Raw genomic sequence first — 24,637 nt, forward strand, 5'->3', positions numbered from 1 at the left:
GTTTTTCTCGAGCTCAGTCAACCGTTGGAGGCTTTTTACTTCATGCCGTTGTTTTCAGGCAGGTTTTTCCGGATCCTTTCCCTCGCGGGACTTTTGATCGCGAGTATCGCCGCGCACGCCGCGCAGAATGGTAACTCGGCCACAGTTCGCGGAACGGTGACCGACCCATCGAGCGCCGTCATCCCCGGCGCCACCGTCACCATATCCAATACGGTAAGCGGGCTTAACCGGACGGTGCAGTCCGACCCTGCCGGCCAGTTTCAGATCGATAACCTGCCCTTCAATACCTACAACGTCACTGCATCCGCTCCGGGCTTTGCCGCTCTGAAGCAGAACATCACCCTTCGTTCGGCCGTGGGACTCAGCCTCGACTTGGTGCTGCATGTGGAGGCAGCCGCCTCTACCGTCACCGTCGAAGCCAACAGCAGCGACGCTGTCGAGACCGACCCCACCTTCCACACCGATGTCGATCGCGACATGTTCGCAAAAGTGCCGCTGGAGAGCGCGACGTCGTCCCTCAGTTCGCTGGTGACGGCTACAACGCCCGGCGTCTCGGCCGACTCGAACGGGCAGGCGCATGGACTCGGCGATCACGCCTCGAACTCCTTCTCGGTGGACGGGCAGTCCATTACCGACCAGCAGAGCAAGACCTTCTCGAACCAGCTTCCGTCCAACTCCATCCAGTCAATCGAAGTGATCGCCGGCGCGCCTCCTGCCGAGTATGGCGACAAGACCAGCCTCGTGATTGTGGCCACCACCCGCTCCGGCCAGGGCGTGACCAAGCCCACGGGAAGCTTCTACACCTCGTACGGCGCATTCGGGACCGGCACCGCCGGCTTTGACTTTTCCTACGGAGGCAAGAAGTGGGGCAACTTCTTCGAGATCGATGGCCTGAACACCGGCCGCTTCCTCGACCCTCCGGAGTTCTCGGTCTTCCACGACAAGGGAAACGAAGAGAATGTCTTCGACCGCGTCGACTACAGCTTCTCTGCATCCGATTCGGTTCACCTGGATCTGAACTACAGCCGGTCTTGGTTCCAGAACCCGAACGCCTACGACAACCTCAACGTCCGCAACGTGGTCTCCGGCGGCACTACGGCCAACCCCCTCTTCGGCAGCGTGGGCGACACCGACCAACGTTCCAAGATCGGCACCTACAACATCGCGCCGACCTACACGCGCATCATCAACAACGACTCGGTCTTCAACTTTGGCGCCTACGTTCGTCACGACGACTACAACTACTACCCCAGCAGCAATCCGCTCGCTGACCTCGGACCTCCGAACCTGCAAACATCGTCCATTGCGCAGAACCGCACGTTGACCAATGCCGGTCTGCACACCGACATCTCCTATGCGCACGGCATCCACACGCTCAAGGCGGGCCTCCAGTTTTCGCACACATTCCTGCGCGAGAACGACCGTCTGGGAGTCGTCGAAGCGACCTACAATTCACCCTGCGTAAGTGCCGATGGCACTCCGCTGCCGGGCTACAGCGATCCATCGCAGTGCACGGCGGGCGGTGCTGCTGCGAATCCGGACTACCTGCCAGTCCTCGCGGCTTACGACTTCACTCGAGGAGCAAGCTACTACGGATATCGCGGCCGCGCCGACGTAAAGGAAACCTCGCTGTACGTCGAAGACCAGATCAAGGCAGGGCAATGGCAGTGGAACCTAGGCATTCGCGGCGATATCTACAACGGCCTCACTAGCGCCACGCAGGTTGAGCCTCGACTCGGCGGGGCGTACACCGTGAAGCCCACCGGCACTGTGCTTCGCCTCTCCTACGCGCGCACGCTCGAGACGCCGTTCAACGAGAACCTGGTTCTCTCCAGCGAAGGCTGCGCGAACAGCGTGCTGGCGCCGCTGCTTTCCTGCACCGCTGGCGTCTCCACAGCAGAGGTCCCCGGCTTCCGCAATGAGTTTCACGCGGGCCTCGAACAGGCGCTCGGCAAGCATTTCATCTTTAGCGGCGAGTACATCTGGAAGTACACGCACAACGCGTTCGACTTCAGCGTGCTCGGCAACACGCCGATCACGTTCCCCATTGACTGGCACAACTCGAAGATCCCCGGCTACGCGCTGCACCTGAACATGCCGAACTTTCACAACCTCACTGCGTATTCCGTGATGTCGTCGGTCTCTGCGCGCGTTTACCCGCCGCAGGTGGCCGGAGCAGGTGCTACCGTAGGCCACACTGGTTTTCCGTTCCGTCTCGATCACGACGAGCGGTTCAACCAGACCACGCACGTGCAGTACACGCTGGCTCGCGGCAAGGTGCTCAACGACCTCTGGGGTGGATTCAACTGGCGCTACGACTCGGGCCAGGTCGCAGGTCAGGCGCCGTGCTACAACCCGGTCTCGAACGATCCCAACAGCGCGTGCAATGCGACTTCGGTCACGATCGGTGGACAGTCCTATGTCAATCTGGCATCGCTCACCGCCGACGAGCAGTTCCAGGCCGGGCTCATCTGCAACGGGCAGAGGGCGACTCCCGGAAATCCGCTGCCCGCGGTCTGCCCAGCCGGACAATTCAGTTCATCGCTGCTCCGAATTCCCAAGCCCGGCACCGGCAACAACGACCTGAATCCGCCCCGCATCGCTCCGCGCAACCTCTTCGATGTCTCACTGGGGAAGAACAACATCTTCAATGGCGACCGCTACAGAGTCGATCTCGACCTTACAGCTGTGAACGTGGCGAATGAGTACGCGCTGTACAACTTCCTCTCGACGTTCAGCGGCACGCACTATGTAACGCCGCGCGCAATGACCGGAAAGGTCACGTTCAACTTCTGAGCGATGCGAGATCGGTTGTACGATGATCCGCGATTGTCGTACAACCGAATCGTTGCGATTCACCTTTCATTTGGACACCTCGATCAGTTCGCCCTCTGCTGTATCCACCCGACGCGTTGGTGAATCGCTTTAGCGACGATCATTTCTGCCGAAAGCGTTTTCATCGGCCTAAATGTGAGTCGTTCCGCGCATCACGCGAGTGGTTGCCTCGCTGACCTCTCAAATACTTCGTGCAACAAATTCCACCGATATGCAACGATCCGCGCCTAGCTTCGCATCAGATTGGACAGGTGTACATATATGCAGCTCTTCAAATTAAAAGTCATTTGCATACTCAGTGGAAGCAACGCCAACGGGTCCGCTCGCTCTGAAGTTCTCCGCGATGGGTGGGGAACGCCGCGCAATCAGCCCCAGCTGGTCGCCATCGATGGCGGCCGCGCGTTCGGTAAGGACGAACCGCCGCAGGCCGCGTAAGCATTCAGCGAAGACAGCGATACCAAGGCAACCGCGTATCACAAGTTTTCTGGGCAGGCTTCGGGCCTGCCCTTTTCGCTTTCAGGGCCAATCTTCATTTCGTCCACACCGCCTCGAAGTTCAATACATCGCCCCGGCTCTGGAACTTCCTCCCCCTGAGGTAATCACCCCCGTCACCTATCGTTTCGCCCCGAGGGTACGGGGGATAGAGCCCCGCTCCAGTCTCTTCTTACGCCGGGCCGCTCCGGTCCTCTAGAGTTGCATCCATCTCGGAGACGATCCATCCGGGAGGAACGAGCAGACAGAATGACCGAACTCAAGGTTCTGCGCCTTTGTTTCATGTATGCCGCATTCATCTTCGGCATGCTCTCCTTTGCAGTTCTCCCCGCGTTCATCAGAACTCCGTTTCCTCATGCGACTCCGTACTTTCACCTCGATCCGCTTGGTGCCCTTCTCATCGCCATGCGCGAACTCATCCTGATGCTCCCGCCGGCTCTCGCCATCGTCAGCGCGTGTGCCTGGTGGACGTTGAAGAAGGGCCGTGCGTCAAGCCGCCGCTGGGCAATGGCAGCGAGCAGTCTCTTCCTCATTTACAGCCTCCCGTTTTTCGTTGCGTTGATCGCGATCGTCGAGTTCTCGCTCGCGGGCGCCTTCGCCATCGCTGGTGTTTTCGTCTCCGGGGTATTCTTTTCGGCCTTCGGTGTGATGGGCCTCGCCTACTTCAGCCGCTATCAGGCGCTCGCCACAGCTGCTGTAGCTCTCCGCCATTCCTGAAACGGTCCATCCGCGTTCGATCGCAAGCTGCATATGCCTCGATAACTCAAAGCCCGCTTGCCATGACCCAGCTGACAGCTAGAAGCTAGAAGCCAGCTGTGAAGCCCAAGTCATCTCTCAACGAATCCGGCCTGTACGACTATGCCGTCAAGGCACTCAGCCGCCGCATGCGCACGGAAGCTGAACTTCGCCGCCTCATGCGTGCGCGAGTCGAGCCGGGGCCCGGCGGAGATGAGATTGTTCAGACCGTAATCGGCCGGCTCAGAGAGCAGCGCTATCTCGACGACCGCTCCTACGCCGAGACGTTCTCCCGTCTTCGTCGCGAAAACGACAAGTTCGGCCAGCGCCGCGTGCGCCAGGCACTCGGACAGCGCGGCGTCTCTTCAAAGATCGTCGACCAGGTCGTAACGGAGAGCTACGCCAAAACCGACGAGGAGACCCTCGCGCGGCAATACCTCGAGCGCAAGCGCCTGCGCAAACCAGCCGACGACAAGGAAACTGCCCGCGTCATGCGCCGGCTCGTCGCCGCCGGATTCTCAACCGGCGTCATCTACCGCATCCTGCGCCAATGGGATGTACCCGACGAGTCGCTCACTGCGCTGGACAACATCGACGCACCAGAGCAGGGGGAATGAGGACTCCCGAGCGCTTCGTTGCCGTGGACTGGTCCGGAAGCGCGCATCCCGCAGGGCAGCGTAAACATATCTGGACCTCGGTCGCCGGCGAGGGAGCCTTCTCCGGATTCACGCGCGCAGAGTTGTCCAGATGGATTGTTGAGACCTTCGCCGGCCAGCCGGCGGTGATCGGCCTGGATTTCGCTTTCAGCTTCCCCGTAGCATTCTTCCGGGATCGCCATCTCTCAACGGTAGGCGAACTCTGGCGCGCGGCTGAGGTGCACGGCGAAACCTGGCTGCGGCAATGCGAGCCGCCCTTCTGGGGACGGCCCGGAAGAAAGTGCCCTCCCGGCCATGCAGGCGAGGGCTTTCGCAGGACCGACCGAGAGATTCGCGTCGCGGGAATCTCGCCGAAGTCACCACTGCAGATCGGCGGCGCTGGCGCAGTGGGGACCGGCTCGATCCGCGGCATGCCCGTGCTGCGTCAGCTACGAAGTGCCGGGTTTTCGATCTGGCCCTTCGATCCGCCGAGCTTGCCGCTGATATTAGAAATCTATCCCCGCCTCCTCACCGGTCCGGTCAACAAGAGCCACCAGTCCGCGCGTGCTGCGTACCTCAACCGCAGCGAGTTCCAGAGCCTGAGCGCGGAGGACAGGCTCGCGGCCGAGGGCTCCGAAGACGCCTTCGACGCGATTGTCTCGGCTCTCCGGATGCGTGCGTGTGCAGCGCAATTCCCGAAGCTGAGGCAGGCTGACGACGCCACAGAATTGTTGGAAGGCAGAATCTGGACTCCCGAACTCGCAGTCTAGTGAGCAATGGCTTCGCGAACCTGCGCCAGCGGCGCGTCCTTCACGAACTCAATCTCGTCGCCATTCGGCTTGACGCCAAGTTCCGACCACAGCCTGGGCAGGTCAACCGTGACCGGCGCATCTTTCCACTTCGCGTATTGCTCGCTGAGCACGTGCGTGCCCGTTGCCGTATCCCCGATCGCCAGCGCCTTCGGCAAATCCCAATTCTGGTCGATGGAGCCGCCATGCTCCACGATGGCGCGCAACGCGTCGCGCAGCCCCTTGCGATTGTGAGTCTCGCGGCGGATCGCGACGTCCGCCACCAGGCAGAACAGCGCGCCGCCCCAGTACGTCCGTCCCCACGTGTGCGTGTGGTCGATCCCCGCATCGCCCGTCTGCGGCTCGCCTTGGTGCATGTCCCGCACCATGTCATGCCACACTTGCTTCGCCGTGAGTTCGCCCGTCATTACCCGGGCCAGCGGCTCCACGTATGTTGCGAGGCCCTCCTCCATCCAGTGCTGGTCATCCGGCAGGCTGGGGAAGCCCGTGTGCACTAGCTCATGCGTCATCATCCAGTCTTCTTTCAGGTCCTGCTCGGTCGCGTGCTGGCCGATATGGATTCGGGTCATCGCGGGATAGCCGGCCATGTCGCCCCACGTCGTTCCATGCCCAATTCCATGTCCGTCAGCATCCGGCACGATCAGGATTCGATCGCGGGAGACTGGAAAGCGGCCGTAGTACGCAGCAACGGCGTCCGCTGCCCTCTGCACGTGCGCCAGCACGGAATCTTGAGAGAGGTCGAGGGCGCCCGCCGCGAAATCCACCTGCAACGTGGCTCCGGCCGCCTTCAAAACATGCGAAGCCACGATCTGCAGGTTGTGGCCGGGCTGCGCAAATGCGGACAGCCCGCCCAGCGCCACTTGGAATAAGGCGGTGCGAGCGGGCCGGAGCCATCGACGAGCGTTCATGCCTTGTTGGACGGCGAACTATGTCGGAAAGACCGCTAGGATCGGGGAGCCTTCGATGCCAGGATCTCCAGCTTCTCAATCTGAGGAGCCTTGGCGAGCAGTTCGCCCGCGTTTGCCATGAGCGCCTTGGCGATCTCGCCGGAGAGATGCGCCTCCCGCCCAGCCTCATCCCTGAAGGTATCGAAGATGCCGAAACGCGACGGGCCCAGTTTCACCGCATACCAGGTGCTGGTTCCGGGCTCCTGCGCGGCCATCGCCTCCGCAGACTTCAAGAATGCTTCTACCTCTGTTTCCTTGCCGGGCTTGGCCTCGAGCAGCGCAAGTAATGCGAACCTGTCCATCAGCTTCTCCTTGTACGTCTCCTGCATGAGATGTGGGTTCTCGCCGCACCGTTACGGCTACGGATGCAAGCTCTGCACCCTATACACTGGTAAAGTCATGCAATTCCGTACGGGTAACGACATTCGCGAGCTATTTCTGCGCTTTTTTGAGACCAAGGGGCACCGCAGGGTGCACTCTTCGTCGCTGGTTCCGGCCAACGATCCGACGCTGCTTTTTACCAACGCCGGAATGAATCAGTTCAAAGACGTTTTCCTTGGGGCAGAGAAGCGCGAGTACTCGCGCGCGACCACTTCGCAGAAGTGCGTCCGGGCCGGCGGCAAGCACAACGATCTCGAGAACGTCGGCTTCACCCGCCGCCATCACACCTTCTTCGAGATGCTCGGCAACTTCTCCTTCGGCGACTACTTCAAGCGCGACGCCATCGCCTACGCCTGGGAACTGGTCACCAGCCCCGAATGGATGGGGATTCCCAAGGACCGTCTCTACGTCACTATCTTTGAGGGCGACGCTGAGGTTCCGCGCGACGACGAGGCCGAGCAGTACTGGATCGAGACTGGCGTACCGAAGGAGCGCATCTTCACCTACGGCCGCAAGGACAACTTCTGGCAGATGGGCGAAACCGGCCCCTGCGGCCCCTGCTCCGAACTCTTCTACGACATGGGCATCGAAGCCGCTGAAACGCCCGCCGTTGATAAGCCATTCGGCCAGGACGATGCGCGCTACGTCGAGATCTGGAACTTAGTCTTCATGCAGTTCGATCGGTCCGCAATCGGTGCCGCCGGCAACGTCACGTATAAGCTGACCCCGCTACCCAAGCCCTCAATCGACACCGGCATGGGGCTTGAGCGTGTGGCCGCAGTTCTTCAGGGCAAGCTCAGCAACTTCGAGACCGATCTGTTCACGCCGCTGATTGAGCAGGCTGCGGAGCTGACCGGCTTCAGGTGTGTCGAATCTCAGAGCAAGGCCAAAGCATTAGCGCCGAATGTGCCACAAGAAGAAGATTGGCAGGCATGGACCAAGAAAGAAAAGCTCCAGTCGGCCAGCCTCCGCATCATCGCTGATCACGCACGCGCCTCCACATTCCTCATCAACGACGGCGTTCTGCCCTCCAACGAAGGCCGTGGTTATGTTCTCCGCAAGATCATGCGCCGCGCCATCCGCCATGGTCGTCTGCTCGGTCAGGACAAACCGTTCCTCAATCAGATGGTCTACGCTGTTCGCGACCTGATGCAGGGCGCCTATCCCGAGCTGATTGATTCCGCGCCTCGCATCGCCAAGGTCATCGAAGCTGAAGAGAAGCAGTTCGACCGCGTGCTTAAGGTTGGCCTTACTCGTCTCGATGAAGAGCTCAAGGGCGACTTCACGGGAGCCAAGGCTTTCCATCTCTACGAGACCTTTGGCCTGCCTCTCGACTTTATGACCGACGCCGCTCGCGATGCCGGTGTCCGGTTCGACCAGGCTGGTTTCGACAAGGCCCGTGAAGAAGAGCAAGCCCGAGCCCGCGCATCCTGGAAGGGCGGCAGCCAGAAGACCGCCAGCCCCGTCTTCCGTGATCTCGCCCGCACTGACTTCCTCGGCTATAAGCAGCTGAGCGCCACGAACGCCGAAGTCCTCGCTATCGTGAAGGAGGGCGCCGGAGTTCCATCGGCAAAGTCCGGCGAGCAAGTCGAGGTTGTCCTCGACCACACCAGCTTCTACGCCGATTCCGGCGGCCAGGTCGGCGACACCGGCTGGTTCACCTCGAGCGACGGCAACACAACCGTGGCCGAGATCACCGGCTGCGTCATGCCCGTTCAAGGAGTGCGCGCCCACAAGGCTTTGCTCAAGCAGGACCTCGCTGTCGGCGACCACATCAACACCGTTGTCGACCTTGCCCGCCGCGACAGCATTCGCCGCAATCACACCGGCACCCACCTCCTGCACGCCGCTCTGCGCCAGGTCCTCGGCACGCACGTCAAGCAGGCTGGCTCCGCCGTTGAGCCCACGCGCCTGCGCTTCGACTTCTCCCACTTTGCCCAGGTCGCCGACGAAGAGCTTCAGGAGATCGAAGACATCGTCAACCGCGAGATTCTGGCCAACGCCAAGGTCGAGACCCTCGAGGACGTGCCCATCGACGTTGCCGTGAACGAGTACCATGCCATGGCGCTGTTTGGCGAAAAGTACGGAGACAAGGTCCGCGTCGTGAAGCTCTCTGACGGCTTCTCCACCGAGCTTTGCGGCGGCACGCACACCTCCGCCACCGGCGAAATCGGTCTGCTCAAGCTCACCAGCGAAGGCGCCGTCTCTTCAGGGGTGCGACGTGTAGAAGCCATCAGCGGCCTCGGTTCTCTCGACACCTTCCGGCGCGACTTCGAACTTGCCAAGCTTGCCGGCCAGTATGTCCCATCGGTCGACAACCTCGCCGACGGCCTGCGGGCAAAGTTTGCCGCACAGGAAGACGAACTGAAGCGACTCCGCCGAGAGTTGGAAGAAGTCCGCATGAAATCGGCAGCAGGCGCGCTTGGCGAGGCCGTGCAGCGGGCGATTGAGGTCAAGGGAGTGAAGGTTCTTACCCATCGCGCCGACAACCTCGAACGCGGCCAGCTTCGCACGCTGGTCGATAACCTCAAGGCCAAGCTAGGTGAAGGCGTGGTGGTGCTCGGGTCCGCTCAGCCGGAGGGAAAAGTAGCCATCATCGCCGGCATCACTTCAGAGCTCGCCAAAAGGGTCCCGGCCGGCAAGCTCGTAGGGGCGGTTGCCAAACTAGTCGGCGGATCCGGCGGAGGCAAATCCGAAATTGCCGAAGCAGGCGGTAAAGACCAGTCGCAGATTGATGCAGCTCTCGAGGCTGCGCCCAGGATCGTCGGGGATCTGCTCGGCTGAGCGGTCCCCCGGCGCCGTACTTTGGTTTCCACCGATCTTGATGAGGATCAGGGTTTTTACTGGTATTCTGGGTCCACCGGCGAGGTACTCACGATCCCCTCGCAGCGAGCATCTGGATGAGAGCTTGAGCATCATCCTCCCCGAGACCCCTTGCACCGGATACCTGGCGCTTCAACGGTTTAACCCTGAGTCGCCCGCACCAATGAGCCAGGGCGAACGGTTTCGATTCACGATGGATTGCAGTCACCGGATCACTCTGGCGCTTCTTCTCGACCGCACCGCCAGACGCACGAAAGCCCATAATCAACGAAAGAATTAGCCGCTCAATCAGCGAATGGATTCTCAATTGATGTCGTTTGAACGACAGATCCTCGGAATCAACTTCTACGTTGGTGACGTCCAGGGCGTCTTCGACCGCCTCTCCCGTGGAGGCCTCCTGGTTGTCCCTGCCGCACCCGCTCTGAAAGACATGGCTCACAACGAGGAGTACCGGGACGCGCTGCTCAATGCCGATGTCGCCATCGCCGACTCGGCATTCATGGTCATCCTGTGGAACTGGATGCAGAGGGACTCCATCCCACGGCTCTCCGGCCTGAAATACCTTCGCGCTCTCCTCCAACTTGAGGACGTGCGGCGGCCCGGCAATACCTTCTGGATCATGGCCGGGGCCGAGAGCGCCAGCAAGAACTTGGCCTGGCTTCGGTCGCAGGGCATCGAAGTGCCCGCGGAATGCGTTTACAACGCGCCGATGTACGGCAAGACCATTGAAGACTGCCAGTTGCTTGACACTCTCGGGGCATTGCGACCCAGGCACATTGTGGTTACCGTGGGTGGAGGAACACAGGAACGGCTGGGGCTCTACCTGAAGCGCAATCTGGGGTATCTTCCGGCAATTCATTGCATTGGCGCCGCAATCGCGTTCTTGAGCGGAGACCAGGTCAGAATCCCGAACTGGGCGGACCGGCTGTATCTGGGCTGGCTTTTCCGCTGCATCTCGTCCCCGCGCAAGTTCGTCCCTCGGTACCTCGCCGCACCCCGCCTGATACCGCTCCTGTGGAGGTATCGGACCGAACTTCCGGCCCCGCAAGCTGGCGCGATCCGATAACTGCAAAAATTGATGATCCGGTGGTGCACGCTGCTGCACACCAGATGGGAGTATGACTAAGTGGACGCGAAAAGGAATTCAGCGACGATCGCAGTAGTCGGATCCGGCTACGTCGGGCTGGTAGCATCCGCGTGCTTTGCGGAGATCGGCCATCGTGTAGTGTGCGTCGATAACGACGAAGCCAAGGTGCGCATGTTACAGGAGGGCGGCGTCCCCATCCACGAGGAGCACCTGCCTGAACTGCTCGCGCGCTATCGCGGCAAGACGCTCGAATTCACTACCGATCTGCGCGCCGCTACCCAATCGGCCCAGGCCGTTTTCATCGCCGTGGGCACGCCCCAGAGCGAGACGGGCAGCGCCGACCTCTCGTATGTCGATGCCGTCGCCAGTGAGATTGCGCGCTCCATTGACTCCTACAAGGTCATCGTCGAAAAAAGCACCGTACCGGTCTACACGAACGAGTGGATCCGTCGCGTGGTTGAGCGCAATGGCGTGCCAAAAGATCTCTTCGATGTGACCTCCAACCCCGAGTTTCTGCGCGAAGGCACTGCGGTCGTGGACTTCCTGCACGCCGACCGTATCGTTCTTGGCGCGCCGTCCGATCGCTCCGCCGAGATTCTGCGGAACATCTACGAGCCGCTGACCAGCGGGTCTTATTACAACGTTCCGGGATCCGTTCCAGGGCCTCGAACGGCTCTCGATCCGCCCCCGGTTCTGCAAACCTCGACCAAAGCGGCCGAGATCATCAAGCACGCCTCGAACGCATTTCTCGCCGCCAAGATCTCCTTCATCAACGTTGTGGCCAACATCTGCGAGGCTGCGGGCGCTGACGTGGAAGAAGTAGCGCGCGGCATCGGTATGGATTCGCGCATCGGCCCAAAGTTTCTCCGCGCCGGCGTTGGATACGGCGGTTCCTGCTTCCCCAAAGACGTCGCAGCTTTCCGCCACGTTGCCGAACAGGTGGGAGTCGACTTTGCCATGCTGCACGAAGTTGAGAAGATCAATGAAGAGCAGAAACAGCGATTCTTTCAAAAGATTCGTTCCGCGCTGTGGACCTTCCGCGGCAAGAAGATCGGCGTTCTTGGGCTGGCCTTCAAGGGCGGCACGGACGATATTCGCGAATCCCCCGCAGTCGACATCGTCAAGAAACTGCTGACCGAGGGCAGCAACGTCTACGCGTACGATCCCGCCGCCGCGAAGCGCTGCCAGGAGATCATTCCTGAGTCAGCGAGGATGCACTACGTCGACGATCCCTACGTAGCCGCGCAGGATGCCGACGCTCTGCTGATTCTCAACGACTGGCAGGAGTTTGCCGAGCTCGACCTAGCCAAGCTCCACTACACCTTGCGTTACCCAATCGTGATCGACGGGCGAAATCTTTACGACGCGGCGACCATGAGCAAGGCCGGGTTTACCTATCTGAGCATGGGACGACCGGGGCTGGCGCAACCGCTTGATCCTGTCGGCGCGTTCTTCTTGCCGCGACGGCGCGAAAACGGCAAGGGGTAATCGCAATACGTGAGTCTCCGGCATCAAAAGCAGCAGGCTGAATCTTCTTGAGCAGTGCGTGTTATCGCGGATTCGGATGGCTGAAAGCTTTGCGGAAGGGAAAGTTTAGGCGATGCGCGTGCTGATCACCGGAGCTGCAGGCTTCCTCGGCTCTCACCTCACGGATGCCGTTCTGGCCGAGGGACATGAGGTGCTCGGCGTTGACAACCTGTGCACCGGCTCTCTGGACAACCTCGCGCACCTCGAGCACGAACCCCGCTTCGAGTTCCTGGAGCAGGACATCTGCCAGCCGTTCGACCCCGGTAAAGTCGACTACGTATTCAACTTTGCGTCTCCTGCGAGCCCGGCCGACTACATGCGCCTGGGCATCGAGACCCTCATGGTCGGTTCCGCTGGTACCCGCAACATCCTGGAGATCGCGGCGAAATACCAGGCCCGGTTCCTGCACGCGTCCACATCGGAGTGCTACGGCGACCCCGACGAACATCCCCAGACAGAAGCCTACTGGGGCAATGTAAACCCCATCGGGCCGCGTTCCGTGTACGACGAGGCTAAGCGCTTTTCCGAGGCCCTGGTTACCGCGTACTGCCGCTATCGCAACGTGGACACGAGGCTGGTCAGAATCTTCAACACCTACGGCCCGCGCCTGCAGGCCAACGACGGCCGGGTGATCTCCAACTTCATGACCCAGGCTCTGCGCGGCGACGATCTCACCATCTACGGAGATGGCGGCCAGACGCGGAGCTTCTGCTACGTCTCCGATGAGATCGATGGCATCCTTACGCTCTCGCGCAGCGACGAGCACACCCCGGTCAACATCGGCAATCCATCGGAGTGGACGATCCTCGATTGCGCAAACGCGGTGAAGAAAGTGACAGGATCGAGCAGCAAGATCGTGTTCCACCCCTTGCCGCAGGACGATCCCACGCAGCGCCAGCCGGACATTACGAAGGCGAGAACCCTCCTGGGCTGGGAGCCGAAGATCGATCTCGAGACAGGTCTGAAACTGAGCCTGGATTATTTCAGGTCTTCAATCGAAGCCGTGGCGTGACCGCCAACGTCCTCGGTACAAAGAAAAGCGCGCCGACAGGGCGCGCTTTCTGTTTGTCTCAATGGAAGAGCTAGTCTTTCGTCAGGAAGTACGACTCGATCGCGCGCATCACGGTGCGGTGATTGATCTGCGGCTCCCGCCCTTCGTACTTCGCTGCCCAGCAAATCTGGTTCACGATATCGCGCGGGTAGCATGAACGCAATTCCTGCTTCAGAGTGCCATGCACAAAGTCGATCAGCGTGTGCGCAACGGAGTCGTCGCACTCGATTTTCTTCTCCGACGCCACCCTACGGAAGATCTCGCAGAACTCCTCATCGCTGACCTCGCCGATGAAGATCTTTGTTTGAATTCTGCGCAGAAACGCCGCGTCGAGCAACTGCGCGGGATCGAGGTTCGACGCGAAGACGACCAGCATCTCGAACGGCATTTCGATCTTGCGCCCGCCGGCAAGCGTGAGAAAGTCGATTTTGCGGTCCAGCGGAACCACCCAGCGATTGAGCAGCTCGTCCGGCCGCACCCTCTGCCGTCCGAAGTCGTCGATGATCAGCACGCCGTTGTTGGCCTTCATCTGCACCGGGCCTGTGTAGAACTTCGATCCCGGATTGTACTGAAGGTCGAGCATGTCGATGGTCAGCTCGCCGCCAACCATCACCGAGGGCCGCTGGCACAACACCCAGCGCTCGTCATGATTCGGAGGCTCCATGTGCGCCATGCGCTGATGGAGCGTCGGGTCGTAGACGGTAATGATCTGGCCGTCGATCTCAATCGAGTAAGGAATCCAGACCGCGTCTTCTGAGAGCGCTTTCGAAAGCAACTCCGCAATCGTCGTCTTGCCGACGCCCGACGGGCCGTACAGGAAGATCGCTGCTCCTGAATTGAGCGCGGTTCCCAGCTGCCACAGAATCCTGTCGTCGAGCACCATGCTCGTGAACACCCGCTGCACGTCCGAAGGGTGCACTTCCACGTGCGACACGCTCTGCAGCTTCACTTGGTTGACGTAGGTCGTCAGCGGGACGGGCGCCGCACCGGTGTACTGGCTCTGCGCCAGCAGCTCCTGCGCACGCGTTCTGCCCTGCGAGGTGATTGCCAGGTTAGGAATCTGCCCGCTGAGACCGGTCACCTGGCAAAGCTGCTCGGTACGCAGTCGCTTCAGCAGTTCGCTCGCTACCTCGAAGCTGATCTTCATGTGCTTTGCCATGTCCAGCGTCGAGAAAGGGCCGGAGAGGTAGAGATGCTTCAGCGCGAGGTCTTCGAGAACGGCCTGGCGAAGCCCCAGTTCCCCAATGTTGAGAGGCTTGTGCGTCGGCCCCGCGGACGGGGAGGTCTTCATGAATTCCTGAAGATTCAGCAGAGGTTCCATCGCGTTATCCCACGACATAGGTACTACTATATGTCTCATTCGTCAGGGCTATTTGGAAATACAAAACTGGTTGTCTGCTCGGCACGGCGGTAATCACTTCGGCTACACCTCTGTGCGGATCGGCCCGTAGCCGCATACGGCGCCAGCTTGCCCTCTGATAACGCGGTACTTAGGACGGCTCGGGCATTGCGGCACAGCCGGACCGGCGGCCGCTCAACGTTTACGCTTCGTTGAACTCGCCCAGAGGCAGAGGGTGGCTGAACAGGAACCCCTGGAACGAGTGGCAGCCAAGCTTCGCCAGAAACGCCCGCTGCTCTTCCGTCTCCACGCCCTCGGCAATGACCGACAGTCCCATAGCTTTGCCAAAGGAGATGATCGCCTGCGCCACAGCGCTGCTGATCGGATCCTTCAGGATTTCGCCGACAAACGTCCGATCGATTTTGATCTGGTCCAGCGGCAGGCGCTTCAGGTACGTCATCGACGAGTACCCGGTGCCGAAGTCCTCGAGCGAGAAGCTGATCCCGTGCTGCTTCAGCTTGTTCATCTTCGCAATCACTTCTTCGACGTTCTCGCCGAACATGTTCTCGCTGAGCTCAATCTTCAACTTCTTCGGATTGGCCCCGGTGCGGTCGAGCGCCGCTAGGACGTGGTCAACGAACTTGGGCTGCCTGAATTCCCGCGCGCTTACATTCACCGCGATGGAGAGATGTTCACCCTCCTTGCGTTCCGCCCAGTGCGCCAGCTGCATGCAGGCCGTCTCGAGTACCCAGCTGCCGAGCGGGAAAATCAGCCCGGTCTCCTCGGCCAGCGGTACGAACTCATGAGGCGCGATCAGCCCGCGTGACGGGTGCCGCCAGCGCAGAAGAGCTTCGGCGCCTGTCAGCAAGCCGCGATCGAGCTGCGGCTGATAAAAGAGCGAGAACTGATTCTCGCGGATCGCCTGCCGCAGATCGCGCTCCAGCGCCACGCGTGCGTCGACTGAAGCCTGCAGCGCCGGGGCGAAAAAGAACATCGCGTTCCGTCCCGCCGCCTTGGCCTGGTACATCGCAATGTCGGCCTGCTGCAGCACCTCATTCGTGCTCTCGTTTTGATTGCCGAATACCGTGATGCCCATGCTGGAGGTGGTGTGGCACTCCCGTCCGTCCAGCAGGAACGGCTGATCGATTGCCCCGAGGATCTTGCCGCCCACCGTTCGCGCCTGCGCAGCGGCAATCTCTGGAATCTGGCTGAGGTCCTCGAGAATAATGACGAACTCGTCACCGCCGAGCCGCGCAACCGTGTCAACCTCACGGACGCAGTTCTGAATACGGCGCGCGGTCTCCTGCAGAAGCAGGTCGCCGATGTGGTGGCCCAGCGTGTCGTTCAGCGACTTGAAGCCGTCGAGATCGACGAAAAGTAGCGCATGTTTGCTGCCGCTGCGGATGCTCGAAACCAGCGCCTGGCGCAGCCGCTCCCACAGCAGCCTGCGGTTGGGCAGTCCGGTCAGCGTGTCATAGAACGCAAGGCTGCGTATCTTCTCTTCATCGGCCTTCGCTTCCGAAACGTCCCGGATGTACGAGATGACACACGGCTCGCCCTCAACCTCGGCGAACGATGCGGAAAGCTCAGCCCAGAAGATCTCGCCCTTCTTCCGGCGCAGACGCACTTCCAGATCGCGAGCCGCCTCTTCTTCCTGGAGGGCCTCCGCGACTTTCTTGCTGTCTTCCCCGTCGGCCCACATGTCGAGTTCCACCGACGTGCGCCCGACGACCTCCTCAAGATTGAAGTTCATGATCTGGAGGAACGAAGGATTGGCATCGACGATCTTGCCGTCTTCTGCGCGCGCAATCAATACGCCATCGGGACTGGTTTCAAACGCGCTGCGATAGCGGTTCTCTTTGATCGGCTCGTGCACCGCTGCAGCAGCTTCCACCGCCTGCGCCTCCGTTGCTTTGCCGATGCCCTCAACGTGAGCCAGCAGATGCGAGGGCCATCCCTCGCGATCGCGCAGTAGCGACACCGTAAACCGCGTCCGCGTGAGACTGCCATCTTTGCGGATAAGCCTTATCTCGAGACTCAATGCGTCGGTTGCGCCGGTCCAGAGCTTCTGAAAAGAGCCGATGGCCTGTTTGCCGTCCTCGTCAGGAGTAATCTCCTGAAACATCAGGCCGCGGACTTCCTCGCGCGGGTATCCGATGAGCTCCGCGAACTCCACGTTGCAGCGGAGAATGTGCCCCTCCGGCGTGGCGTGAACGATCCCCACCGGAGCCTGCTCAAGGAATCCCCGACTTTCTAAAGTAGGCTTGTCCGACATTAAATTTGGCCGATCTTGCAGCTTTGTTGTGCTCGAATTCTATCGTCCACATGCGTATTTTCAATGACTTGAGAGTTGTAGTCGCGAGGAAAAACGGAGTAAATCGTCACCTTGGCGAAACACCACCGTAATCACATTCGTGCACTCGCAGAGAATTCAATCTTCGGGGAATTTGATCGCTCCGGATCCCACTTTTGTGTGAGTCTCAAGACGCTCGAAGCCATTCAGGGAATGCCAGGGCTGGTCAAATTTCCGATGCGCTTGCAGGGTCCATGCTTTTCCACTGCAGCGGAATCGCATTCTGCGCGAGAGCTTCGTTGAGAATGCAGGGATTGCTCCGCTCAACACTGCGCGACACTTGAGAACGAAGCTGCGCTTTCACGCTCTCATATCAATTCGAATGCTTTCGAGCAGGCACGCATGTACCTTCGGGTGGCCAGCCAAACTTTAGTGACCCTGGGCGCTCATCGACAAAGTGCCTCGCACGCATCGAAGAAAGTAACTACTCGCTCCGGTACTGCAGATGGCTTCAGGAGGTTTCTTGCTCGGTACCGATGTGCGGTGGAGTGATCAGGGCAGGGTGATCGGGTTCCCCTGAAGTTTAGCTTGCGACAAGCGCTTCGCCGCTGGTGATCAGGATCACTCCGAATTCTGTCTGAACCGTGGATCCGGGAGTATGCTGGCGACATGCTCGCCCGGTCAGCAAGATTACGGTGCGTGCCGCTGTTCTTCCTGCTCGCTGCCGCAGCCGCTCCTGGTGCGGAGTCGCGACCCGTTCCGCCAATTTGCCTGGACGGAGTCGTAACGGGAGCCATCGCCCTGATCGGTCCCTGGAAGTTCCAGGTGGGCGACGATCCGCGCTGGGCATCCCCATCCTTCGACGACTCGGAGTGGAGCACGATCAGAGGTGATCTGCCCTGGGGTCGGCAGGGATTTGAGCGCTACACAGGCTACGGCTGGTACCGAATCCATCTTTTCGCCTCTTGCGCCCCGGAGAACGCGCAGCGATTCTCCCTCCTCGTGCCGCAGATCCATGACGTCTACGAGATCTTCTGGAACGGGAACCCGGTGGGTGGCGATGGCAAGATGCCGCCCTGGCCGCAGTGGAGGGTCTCACAGCAGCCAAGGGTTTTCGCGATAGAACAGGGAACCAGCGGACTGCTCGCATTTCGGGTCTGGAAAGCTCCGCTCTTTTCAGACGATTCAGGCGAGCAGGGAGGCTTTGACAGCGCGCCGGTAATCGGCAGCCCCAACTCAATAACGGCCGCGAAGGCAGTCATCGACTACGATTGGCTGCAAAGCCGGCAGCTCCGCTTCGGCGAGTCTTTGACCTTCGGGCTCATCGCTTTACTCAGTTTCCTGGCATGGTGGCGCAATCGCGCACAATGGCTGGTACTCTGGATGGCTTGCTATGCTCTGACGCCTGTGTTGGCCGGCATATTGCGCGATGCGCATCTTGCATGGCCCTACTCTGTTGCGATGGGCCTGCTGCAGCCCGTGCACTCCCTGCACGACGTATCGTTGTGGCTGCTGCTGCTCTGGCTGATGCGCCTGAACGAAGATCGCGCCGTTTTCCGCGTTGTGATTTCGCTTTCGATCATCAGCATCGTCATCACCTCAATTGATGGCATCCTTCTTTCGTTGGCGTGGAATCCTGCATGGCTGTTTCCGGTGCAAGCCGGCGATGCCGCGATCACAACGGTTTCAACGCTCATTCAGATCCTGCCTGTTCTGCTGGTCAGCCTTGCCATTTATCGCAGGAAGCATCTCAAACCCGCATCGTGGATCGTGGCAGCTCTCGCATTCTCCGACGGCATGTTCATCGCGATTCAGCAGGCGCTGAAACAAGGGCAGCGATTCACAGGCTGGACCATTGGCGATCAGCTTGAACGCCCGTTCCTGCTGATCGATGGCAACGCCGTCTCGGCAGCGACACTTGCTCGCGCGTTACTCCTGATCGCCATCGTTTCAGCCGTGTACATAAGCTATCGCGATGAACAGCGGCACGAGTTGCTGCTTGAGAACGAATTCAGCAGTGCCCGCGAATTGCAGCGAATCCTCATTCCGGAGAATCAGCACAGAACGCCCGGGTTCGATATTTCCAGCTCTTATAAACCTGCTCTTCAGGTTGGCGGTGATTTCTTTCAGCTCATTCCGAGTGTCCAGGACCCGAATGGCTCGACGCTCCTGCTGCTCGGGGACGTGAGCGGGCACGGGCTCAAGGCTGCGCTGAGCGTTTCCTATGTCATTGCTACATTGCGCATACTGGCAGATCTCTTCGCCGATCCCGGTCCGCTGCTTACTGAATTGAATCGGAGGCTTTGCGGGCAGATGGACCACGGCTTTGTTACCTGCATTGCGGTGCGCATAGACAGACTTGGCGAATGTACGATGTCGAGTGCAGGCCATCCGCCTCCTTTCCTGAACTGGCGCTCGCTGGAGATTCCGGGCGCGCTCCCGCTCGGTCTCGATCCAGCGGCCCACTACGATCAGAGGACTATGCACTTCAGCCCTGGTGATCACCTGGCGCTGTATACAGACGGACTCCTCGAAGCTCGCAACAAAGCCGGCGAACTCTATGGGTTCAGCCGGCTTCAGAAGCTCTTTGCTGCCACTCCAAGCGCTTCTGAAGCGGCGGAGGAGGCTGTACGGTTCGGTCAAGATGATGACGTCACTGTGGTGACGCTCGCCTATGTCGGGGAGAGCAAACAAGCAGATGTGAAAGACGAGATCACGCCGGAACTTGCTCCTCAGTAGGGATGCACGCGGTCTCCTCTAGCAGTTGTCCCTTTTTTGCGAATACCTCACACCTTGCCTTCTGGAGGCCCTCAATGATCTTGACCCAAGTCGGGTTCAATGGGCGCGTAGTGACGTCGTCTCCTAAGATCAGGGTCTCCTTCATCACAGCCTTGTAAGCTGCATTAATGACGACACCGATATCGTCTTCCAGTCCCTTTGGAACTGCCGGGTAAACCTTCTCTTTGTTTTCGTCGATCCAGCGAAAGGCGATTCGAAGAACGACTTCGCTCACCCAACGCTCGTAGATCATCAGATCTTCGATGGCGGCGTAAAGAGATGGGTGTTGATCATCGATTTCAAAAGGGTGGCTTAACGGCGCCGCGAGTGGTTTCTGCATCGCCATAATGAGGCGGCGATTGTCGTCTACCAATGGGTATTGGCAACCTGTCTTTCTGGGCATACCTTTTCCTCCACTCTAGAGAAGCTTTGAAGCTGGTCTCAAATTTGCGTGGAGAACAAGAACAACGCGAGCGGGGCCCTGAGATCAACTTCGTTGATTTGGGCACGCGGATACAGACCGCAGGAAGAGCGGAAACATCTCAATCCAGAATTGATTCTGTGTCAATCAGGATCACAATGCGATGTGACGAAGCTGCGGTTCTCGAACGTTCCGCGCAAAGGGACTAGTTCCCCTCGCCGTACCCGCCGATCACGGCAACCTTGGCCCGCTTGCCCAGCCGCACCACCAACCTCGCGGGAAGAGAATCGAGAGGGATCGCTGAATTGGTGACGACCTCGCCCTCAATCTTCACGGCCTTCTCTACCAGTTTCCGGCTGGCCTCGGCTCCGCTCGCTGCCAGTCCAATCTGCACGAGTAGCTTGGGCACGCGAATCTGCAGGTCCCCCGGAGCGCTCGCCGGCCCCACCAGGTCGGCATAGGCGATGTGGACTTCTTCGAGGTCTTCGGCTGCCTCTTTCTGCTGGAACATGCGCGCCCAGTTCTCGTCCGCATGCTGTGCCGCGTCTTCCCCGTGAAATCCAGCCGTGATGGTCCGCGCCAGCCGCTTCTTGACCTCCATCGGGTGAACCTTGCCGGCCGCGACCTCCGCCTGCAGCGCATCCACCTCCGACTGCTTCAGGTCCGAGAGGAAGACCCAGTACTTCCACATCAGCTCGTCGGAGATCGACATCAGCTTCCCGTACATCTCCGCCGGAGGCTCGTTGATCCCAATTGCGTTGTTGAGCGACTTGCTCATCTTCTGCACGCCGTCCGTGCCTTCGAGGATCGGCGTCATCAGAATGATCTGCGGCTTCTGCCCGTAGTGGCGCTGTAACTCGCGGCCACAACCGAGGTTGAAGCGCTGATCGGTACCGCCCAACTCCACATCGCATTCCAGTGCGACTGAGTCGTAACCCTGCATAACCGGGTACAGCAGCTCATGCAGGCTGATGGGCTGTTCGGCCTGGAAGCGCTTGTGGAACTCGTCGCGCTCGAGCATCTGCGAGACAGTGAAGTGCGCTGTGAGCCGGATCGTTCCTTCGTAGTCCAGCTTGCCCAGCCACTCGGAGTTGTAGCGAACTTCAGTCTTCTCCGGGTCCAGAATCTTGAAAACCTGTTCCTTGTACGTCTCCGCGTTCTCGTTGATCTGCTCGCGGGTCAGCGGCTTGCGCGTGACGTTACGACCCGTCGGGTCGCCGATCAGCGACGTGAAATCGCCGACAAGGAAGATCACCTGGTGTCCGAGCTGCTGAAAGTGGCGCAGCTTCCGCATCAGCACTGTATGACCGAGGTGCAGGTCCGGGGCAGTCGGGTCGAAGCCGGCTTTCACTCGAAGGGGGCGGCCCGTCTTGCGGCTCTCTTCAAGGCGCTCGCGGAGGTCGGAGACACGGATAATCTCGGCTGCGCCCTTCTGCAGCAGATCCATCTGCTCATCAACAGGAAGAAACGTACTCATCTCGTCCAGTATAAAGATTGAAGAGTCCCCACCGAGTTCAAGCCGGATCAAAAACCGGGGATGAAGAATCTGTCATCACTCCTCTCAAATGCATCAGGATCAGATACTTTTGCATCAGAGCGGTCAAGTAGCCGAAGCAATTCAGTCGGACATACCGGTAGTCGAGTTTCATCATCCCAGGGGAGCACCGTAGATGCGTCGAGGCCTGTTTCTAGCGTTGTCAGCTGTCATGCTGCTGGCTACGACCTCGCTCGCCCTCTCCGCGCAGACGCTGGTGTACACACGCAAACCCGATGCCAAGAACGGAAAGACAATCTACGAAGGCGGCTGCATTGCCTGCCACGGCGCTGACGGAAAAGGCGCCGATGAGAAGCTGACCGAATTCAAACGGCCCGACACTTGGCCTGACTTCACCCGTTGCGATCAAACGACCCCCGAGCCGAATTCTGCGTGGAAAGCCGTCATCGTGAATGGCGGTCCGTATCTCGGCTTCTCGACCATCATGCCGCGCTTCAGAGACCTGCTCTCCAACGACCAGATCGATGACGTGGTCGCCTACATCCGCACATTCTGTACGAACCAGCACTGGCCTCGAGGCGAGCTGAATCTACCGCGTGCGATCGTGACCGAGAAGGCTTTCCCTGAAGACGAAGTCGTATGGTCGACCGGCGTGAACGGTAGCGGCGCGCCGGGGTTTGAGACGCACGTAATCCACGAACAGGCCTTCGGTACCAAGGGCCAGCTCGAAGTCGATGTCCCTTGGCAATTCCAAAATTCGAATCACGCCTGGGACAATCACATCGGCGATATTACCCTCGGCTGGAAGCAGGTGATGTACTCGAACCTGCACTCGGGGTCGATCTTCGCCCTGCAAGGCGGAATCCTGCCGCCAACCGGCAGCACAAGGCTTGGCGGCGCCGGCACAACGACCTTTGAACCATTCGCGTCGGTCGACCAGCTCTTCAAAACCAACACCTGGATTCAGTTCCAGATGGGCGCCGATCTGCCCGTCGACACGAAGAAGAGTCCGCAGAGCCTCTTCTGGTACACGGCTCTTGGACAGACGCTATCGCCGGACAATCGCCTCGGCCGCCAATGGTCGCCAATGGTCGAGTTCCTCGCCACGCGCGATCTGGTTGATGGCGCCAAAACCGATTGGGACATCATGCCCGAAATGCAGGTCACAGCCAGCAAACGGCAGCATGTCCGTGTCAACGTAGGCGTGCGCACTCCGGTTACCGATACTGCGGGCCGTTCACCGCAGGTCTACTTCTACGTGCTGTGGGACTGGGCCGAAGGCCACTTCTGGAACGGATGGTGATGGAGATGCGCCGGTCTCTTCCCGTCATCCTCGGCGTTGCCGCCGTAACTCTGGCGCTTGCCGGCCTGCGCGGCAGAGAAGTGCGCGCTGCCTCGCATCCCGATGCCCACAAGGACTTCCATACGGCCGATCGCTGCGTGGCCTGCCACAACAACCTGAAAACCCCGAAGGGCGAAGACGTCTCCATCGGGCTGCAGTGGCGCGCCAGCGTGATGGCCAACTCCTCGCGCGACCCTTACTGGCAGGGCAGCGTGCGGCGAGAGTCCCTCGACCATCCGGAACTCAGCGCCGATGTGCAGGACGAGTGCGCGAGCTGCCACATGGCTGCGCAGCACCTCATCGACAAGGCTGAAGGCAGAAAGACCGACGTCTTCTCGCGTTTGCCGCTGCTCAGAAAGCACGACAAGGATGCATTCGCCGAAGACGGCGTCAACTGCTCGGTCTGCCACCAGATCGAACGCAAAGGCCTCGGTACGCCGCAGACCTACAACGGCAACGTTGAAGTCGCCGGCGTGACGAACCAGAACCATCGCGACCAGGATCACCGCGAGGAGTACGGTCCATTCCTGCCCGACGCCGGGCACAAGACGATCATGCAGTCGTCCACCAAGGGATTCATCCCGCAGCAGGCCGTCCATATTCGCGACTCGGCGCTCTGCGGCAGTTGCCACACGCTGATCACCACCGTGCGCGGCCCCGGCGGCAAGGCGATGGGCGAGTTCCCCGAGCAGATGCCCTACCAGGAGTGGCAGCACAGCGACTACAACAAGAAGCAAAGCTGCCAGAACTGCCACATGCCCGCAGTCCAGGGCGAGATGCCCATCACCGCGCTCTACGGCGTGAAGCGCGTGGGCATGCACCGCCACGTCTTCCTCGGCGGCAACTTCCTCCTGCCCGCGCTCCTCAACGAGCATCGAGACGAACTCGACACCGCCGCCCAGCCCGAAGAACTCCAGGCCGCCATCAATCGCACCTCCGAGTTCCTGCGCACGCAGTCAGCGAAACTCGAGGTGCTGGACCTGAAGAAGAGCGATGACGGAGTCTCCTTCATGGTGAAGGTCCAGAACCTGACCGGGCACAAGATGCCGACCGCCTATCCCTCACGGCGCGCCTGGCTGCACGTGACGGTGAAGGACAACGCCGGCCGTACCGTGTTCGAATCCGGAGCGCTCAATCCCGATGGCTCGATCGTTGGCAACGACAACGATGCCGATCCGCTGAAATTCGAGCCGCACTACAGTGAGATCACCAGTCCCGATCAGGTCGAAATCTTCGAGCCCATCCTCGGAGATACGAACGGGCACGTCACGACCGGCCTGTTGAGCGCCGTCAGATACCTCAAGGACAACCGCATTCTGCCCACCGGTTTCGACAAGGTCACCGCCGACCCGAACATTGCGGTGGTCGGCGGCGCGCATGACGATCCCGGCTTCGTCGGCGGAGCGGCGCAGATCCGCTACGCGATCCGAGCCAGCCAGGGCGGCGGCCCTTATCAGGTGAAGGCCGAGCTGTGGTATCAGCCCATCGGATTCCGCTGGGCACACAATCTCGAGCCCTACAAGGCAGCCGAGCCGCAGCGCTTCATCTCGTATTACAAAGCTGACTCGAAGAAGACGGCCATCGTGCTCGCGGAAGCCGAAGGCAAGTTTTAGCCCTGAGCCCGCAAGAGTTCACGCGGCATTCACA

At 60.2% G+C, this 24,637-nt stretch carries 18 protein-coding genes; 12 read left to right on the forward strand and 6 right to left on the reverse strand.

Annotated features, from left to right (window positions below; all coding sequences use genetic code 11):
* The first annotated feature begins 42 nt into the window (after positions 1-42).
* From DHV10_RS25195 to DHV10_RS25210, 5 genes are all read left to right on the forward strand, one after another.
* Positions 43-2,796, forward strand: a complete 2,754-nt coding sequence (locus tag DHV10_RS25195) for a TonB-dependent receptor (protein WP_109489195.1) — start codon at positions 43-45, stop codon at positions 2,794-2,796.
* A gap of 300 nt (positions 2,797-3,096) precedes the next feature.
* Positions 3,097-3,270 (forward strand): hypothetical protein, encoded by a 174-nt coding sequence (locus DHV10_RS27405; RefSeq protein WP_162601878.1) that lies wholly within the window; start codon positions 3,097-3,099, stop codon positions 3,268-3,270.
* A gap of 306 nt (positions 3,271-3,576) precedes the next feature.
* Positions 3,577-4,044, forward strand: a complete 468-nt coding sequence (locus tag DHV10_RS25200; RefSeq protein WP_109489196.1) for a hypothetical protein — start codon at positions 3,577-3,579, stop codon at positions 4,042-4,044.
* A gap of 98 nt (positions 4,045-4,142) precedes the next feature.
* Positions 4,143-4,679, forward strand: a complete 537-nt coding sequence (locus tag DHV10_RS25205) for a regulatory protein RecX (RefSeq protein ID WP_239462038.1) — start codon at positions 4,143-4,145, stop codon at positions 4,677-4,679.
* Complete coding sequence (locus DHV10_RS25210; protein WP_109489197.1) at positions 4,676-5,467, forward strand: DUF429 domain-containing protein; 792 nt, start codon at positions 4,676-4,678, stop codon at positions 5,465-5,467. The genes DHV10_RS25205 and DHV10_RS25210 overlap by 4 nt, the downstream gene beginning before the upstream one ends.
* Here the strand turns inward: DHV10_RS25210 and DHV10_RS25215 are convergent.
* Both DHV10_RS25215 and DHV10_RS25220 read right to left on the reverse strand, forming a co-directional pair.
* The gene (locus tag DHV10_RS25215; protein ID WP_109489198.1) at positions 5,464-6,414 is read right to left on the reverse strand and encodes a hypothetical protein; all 951 of its coding nucleotides are present in this window, start codon (positions 6,412-6,414) and stop codon (positions 5,464-5,466) included. The genes DHV10_RS25210 and DHV10_RS25215 overlap by 4 nt on opposite strands.
* Before the next feature lie 35 nt (positions 6,415-6,449).
* On the reverse strand, positions 6,450-6,755 hold the full coding sequence (locus tag DHV10_RS25220) for a putative quinol monooxygenase (RefSeq protein WP_109489299.1): 306 nt from the start codon (positions 6,753-6,755) through the stop codon (positions 6,450-6,452).
* A 97-nt stretch (positions 6,756-6,852) separates the two neighbouring features.
* On the opposite strand from DHV10_RS25220, the gene alaS reads away from it, so the two are divergent.
* From alaS to DHV10_RS25245, 4 genes are all read left to right on the forward strand, one after another.
* Positions 6,853-9,618, forward strand: a complete 2,766-nt coding sequence (gene alaS / locus DHV10_RS25225) for an alanine--tRNA ligase (RefSeq protein WP_109489199.1) — start codon at positions 6,853-6,855, stop codon at positions 9,616-9,618.
* Between the two features lie 349 nt (positions 9,619-9,967).
* Positions 9,968-10,723, forward strand: a complete 756-nt coding sequence (locus tag DHV10_RS25235) for a WecB/TagA/CpsF family glycosyltransferase (protein WP_239462039.1) — start codon at positions 9,968-9,970, stop codon at positions 10,721-10,723.
* A 60-nt stretch (positions 10,724-10,783) separates the two neighbouring features.
* Entirely contained in the window at positions 10,784-12,232 is a 1,449-nt protein-coding gene (locus DHV10_RS25240) for a UDP-glucose dehydrogenase family protein (protein ID WP_109489202.1), read from the forward strand.
* 112 nt (positions 12,233-12,344) lie between these two features.
* A complete protein-coding gene (locus DHV10_RS25245) occupies positions 12,345-13,283 on the forward strand; it encodes a UDP-glucuronic acid decarboxylase family protein (RefSeq protein WP_109489203.1) in 939 nt (312 codons plus the stop codon).
* A 70-nt stretch (positions 13,284-13,353) separates the two neighbouring features.
* Here DHV10_RS25245 and DHV10_RS25250 read toward each other — a convergent pair whose 3' ends face one another.
* Positions 13,354-14,643 carry an ATP-binding protein gene (locus DHV10_RS25250; RefSeq protein ID WP_109489204.1) on the reverse strand — a complete coding sequence of 430 codons (1,290 nt, stop codon included), beginning with the start codon at positions 14,641-14,643 and terminating at the stop codon, positions 13,354-13,356.
* Positions 14,644-14,863: 220 nt separating this feature from the next.
* The gene (locus tag DHV10_RS25255; RefSeq protein ID WP_109489205.1) at positions 14,864-16,936 is read right to left on the reverse strand and encodes a bifunctional diguanylate cyclase/phosphodiesterase; all 2,073 of its coding nucleotides are present in this window, start codon (positions 16,934-16,936) and stop codon (positions 14,864-14,866) included.
* A gap of 717 nt (positions 16,937-17,653) precedes the next feature.
* Here DHV10_RS25255 and DHV10_RS25260 point away from each other — a divergent pair.
* Positions 17,654-19,693 (forward strand): PP2C family protein-serine/threonine phosphatase, encoded by a 2,040-nt coding sequence (locus DHV10_RS25260; protein ID WP_162601880.1) that lies wholly within the window; start codon positions 17,654-17,656, stop codon positions 19,691-19,693.
* On the opposite strand, the gene DHV10_RS25265 is transcribed toward DHV10_RS25260, so the two are convergent.
* Positions 19,668-20,135, reverse strand: a complete 468-nt coding sequence (locus DHV10_RS25265; RefSeq protein WP_109489207.1) for a hypothetical protein — start codon at positions 20,133-20,135, stop codon at positions 19,668-19,670. The two genes, DHV10_RS25260 and DHV10_RS25265, sit on opposite strands and share 26 nt — an antisense overlap.
* 223 nt (positions 20,136-20,358) lie before the next feature.
* Positions 20,359-21,630, reverse strand: a complete 1,272-nt coding sequence (gene tyrS / locus DHV10_RS25270) for a tyrosine--tRNA ligase (protein WP_109489300.1) — start codon at positions 21,628-21,630, stop codon at positions 20,359-20,361.
* A 193-nt stretch (positions 21,631-21,823) separates the two neighbouring features.
* Here tyrS and DHV10_RS25275 point away from each other — a divergent pair, with 193 nt between their 5' ends.
* Together DHV10_RS25275 and DHV10_RS25280 are read left to right on the forward strand one after the other, a co-directional pair.
* On the forward strand, positions 21,824-22,951 hold the full coding sequence (locus tag DHV10_RS25275) for a c-type cytochrome (RefSeq protein WP_109489208.1): 1,128 nt from the start codon (positions 21,824-21,826) through the stop codon (positions 22,949-22,951).
* Positions 22,952-22,956: 5 nt separating this feature from the next.
* A complete protein-coding gene (locus tag DHV10_RS25280) occupies positions 22,957-24,603 on the forward strand; it encodes a hypothetical protein (RefSeq protein ID WP_162601881.1) in 1,647 nt (548 codons plus the stop codon).
* Positions 24,604-24,637 lie beyond the last annotated feature (34 nt).

Origin of the sequence: Occallatibacter savannae, from assembly GCF_003131205.1 — a bacterium.
Taxonomy (GTDB): Bacteria; Acidobacteriota; Terriglobia; order Terriglobales; family Acidobacteriaceae; genus Telmatobacter; species Telmatobacter savannae.

What these genes read in the sequence shown, in the direction of transcription:
- DHV10_RS25195 (WP_109489195.1), top strand. Translation starts at nt 43, where the DNA reads ATGCCGTTGTTTTCAGGCAGGTTTTTCCGGATCCTTTCCCTCGCGGGA.
- DHV10_RS27405 (WP_162601878.1), top strand. Translation starts at nt 3,097, where the DNA reads ATGCAGCTCTTCAAATTAAAAGTCATTTGCATACTCAGTGGAAGCAAC.
- DHV10_RS25200 (WP_109489196.1), top strand. Translation starts at nt 3,577, where the DNA reads ATGACCGAACTCAAGGTTCTGCGCCTTTGTTTCATGTATGCCGCATTC.
- DHV10_RS25210 (WP_109489197.1), top strand. Translation starts at nt 4,676, where the DNA reads ATGAGGACTCCCGAGCGCTTCGTTGCCGTGGACTGGTCCGGAAGCGCG.
- DHV10_RS25215 (WP_109489198.1), bottom strand. Translation starts at nt 6,414, where the DNA reads ATGAACGCTCGTCGATGGCTCCGGCCCGCTCGCACCGCCTTATTCCAA.
- DHV10_RS25220 (WP_109489299.1), bottom strand. Translation starts at nt 6,755, where the DNA reads ATGGACAGGTTCGCATTACTTGCGCTGCTCGAGGCCAAGCCCGGCAAG.
- alaS (WP_109489199.1), top strand. Translation starts at nt 6,853, where the DNA reads ATGCAATTCCGTACGGGTAACGACATTCGCGAGCTATTTCTGCGCTTT.
- DHV10_RS25235 (WP_239462039.1), top strand. Translation starts at nt 9,968, where the DNA reads ATGTCGTTTGAACGACAGATCCTCGGAATCAACTTCTACGTTGGTGAC.
- DHV10_RS25245 (WP_109489203.1), top strand. Translation starts at nt 12,345, where the DNA reads ATGCGCGTGCTGATCACCGGAGCTGCAGGCTTCCTCGGCTCTCACCTC.
- DHV10_RS25250 (WP_109489204.1), bottom strand. Translation starts at nt 14,643, where the DNA reads ATGGAACCTCTGCTGAATCTTCAGGAATTCATGAAGACCTCCCCGTCC.
- DHV10_RS25255 (WP_109489205.1), bottom strand. Translation starts at nt 16,936, where the DNA reads ATGTCGGACAAGCCTACTTTAGAAAGTCGGGGATTCCTTGAGCAGGCT.
- DHV10_RS25265 (WP_109489207.1), bottom strand. Translation starts at nt 20,135, where the DNA reads ATGCCCAGAAAGACAGGTTGCCAATACCCATTGGTAGACGACAATCGC.
- tyrS (WP_109489300.1), bottom strand. Translation starts at nt 21,630, where the DNA reads ATGAGTACGTTTCTTCCTGTTGATGAGCAGATGGATCTGCTGCAGAAG.
- DHV10_RS25275 (WP_109489208.1), top strand. Translation starts at nt 21,824, where the DNA reads ATGCGTCGAGGCCTGTTTCTAGCGTTGTCAGCTGTCATGCTGCTGGCT.
- DHV10_RS25280 (WP_162601881.1), top strand. Translation starts at nt 22,957, where the DNA reads ATGCGCCGGTCTCTTCCCGTCATCCTCGGCGTTGCCGCCGTAACTCTG.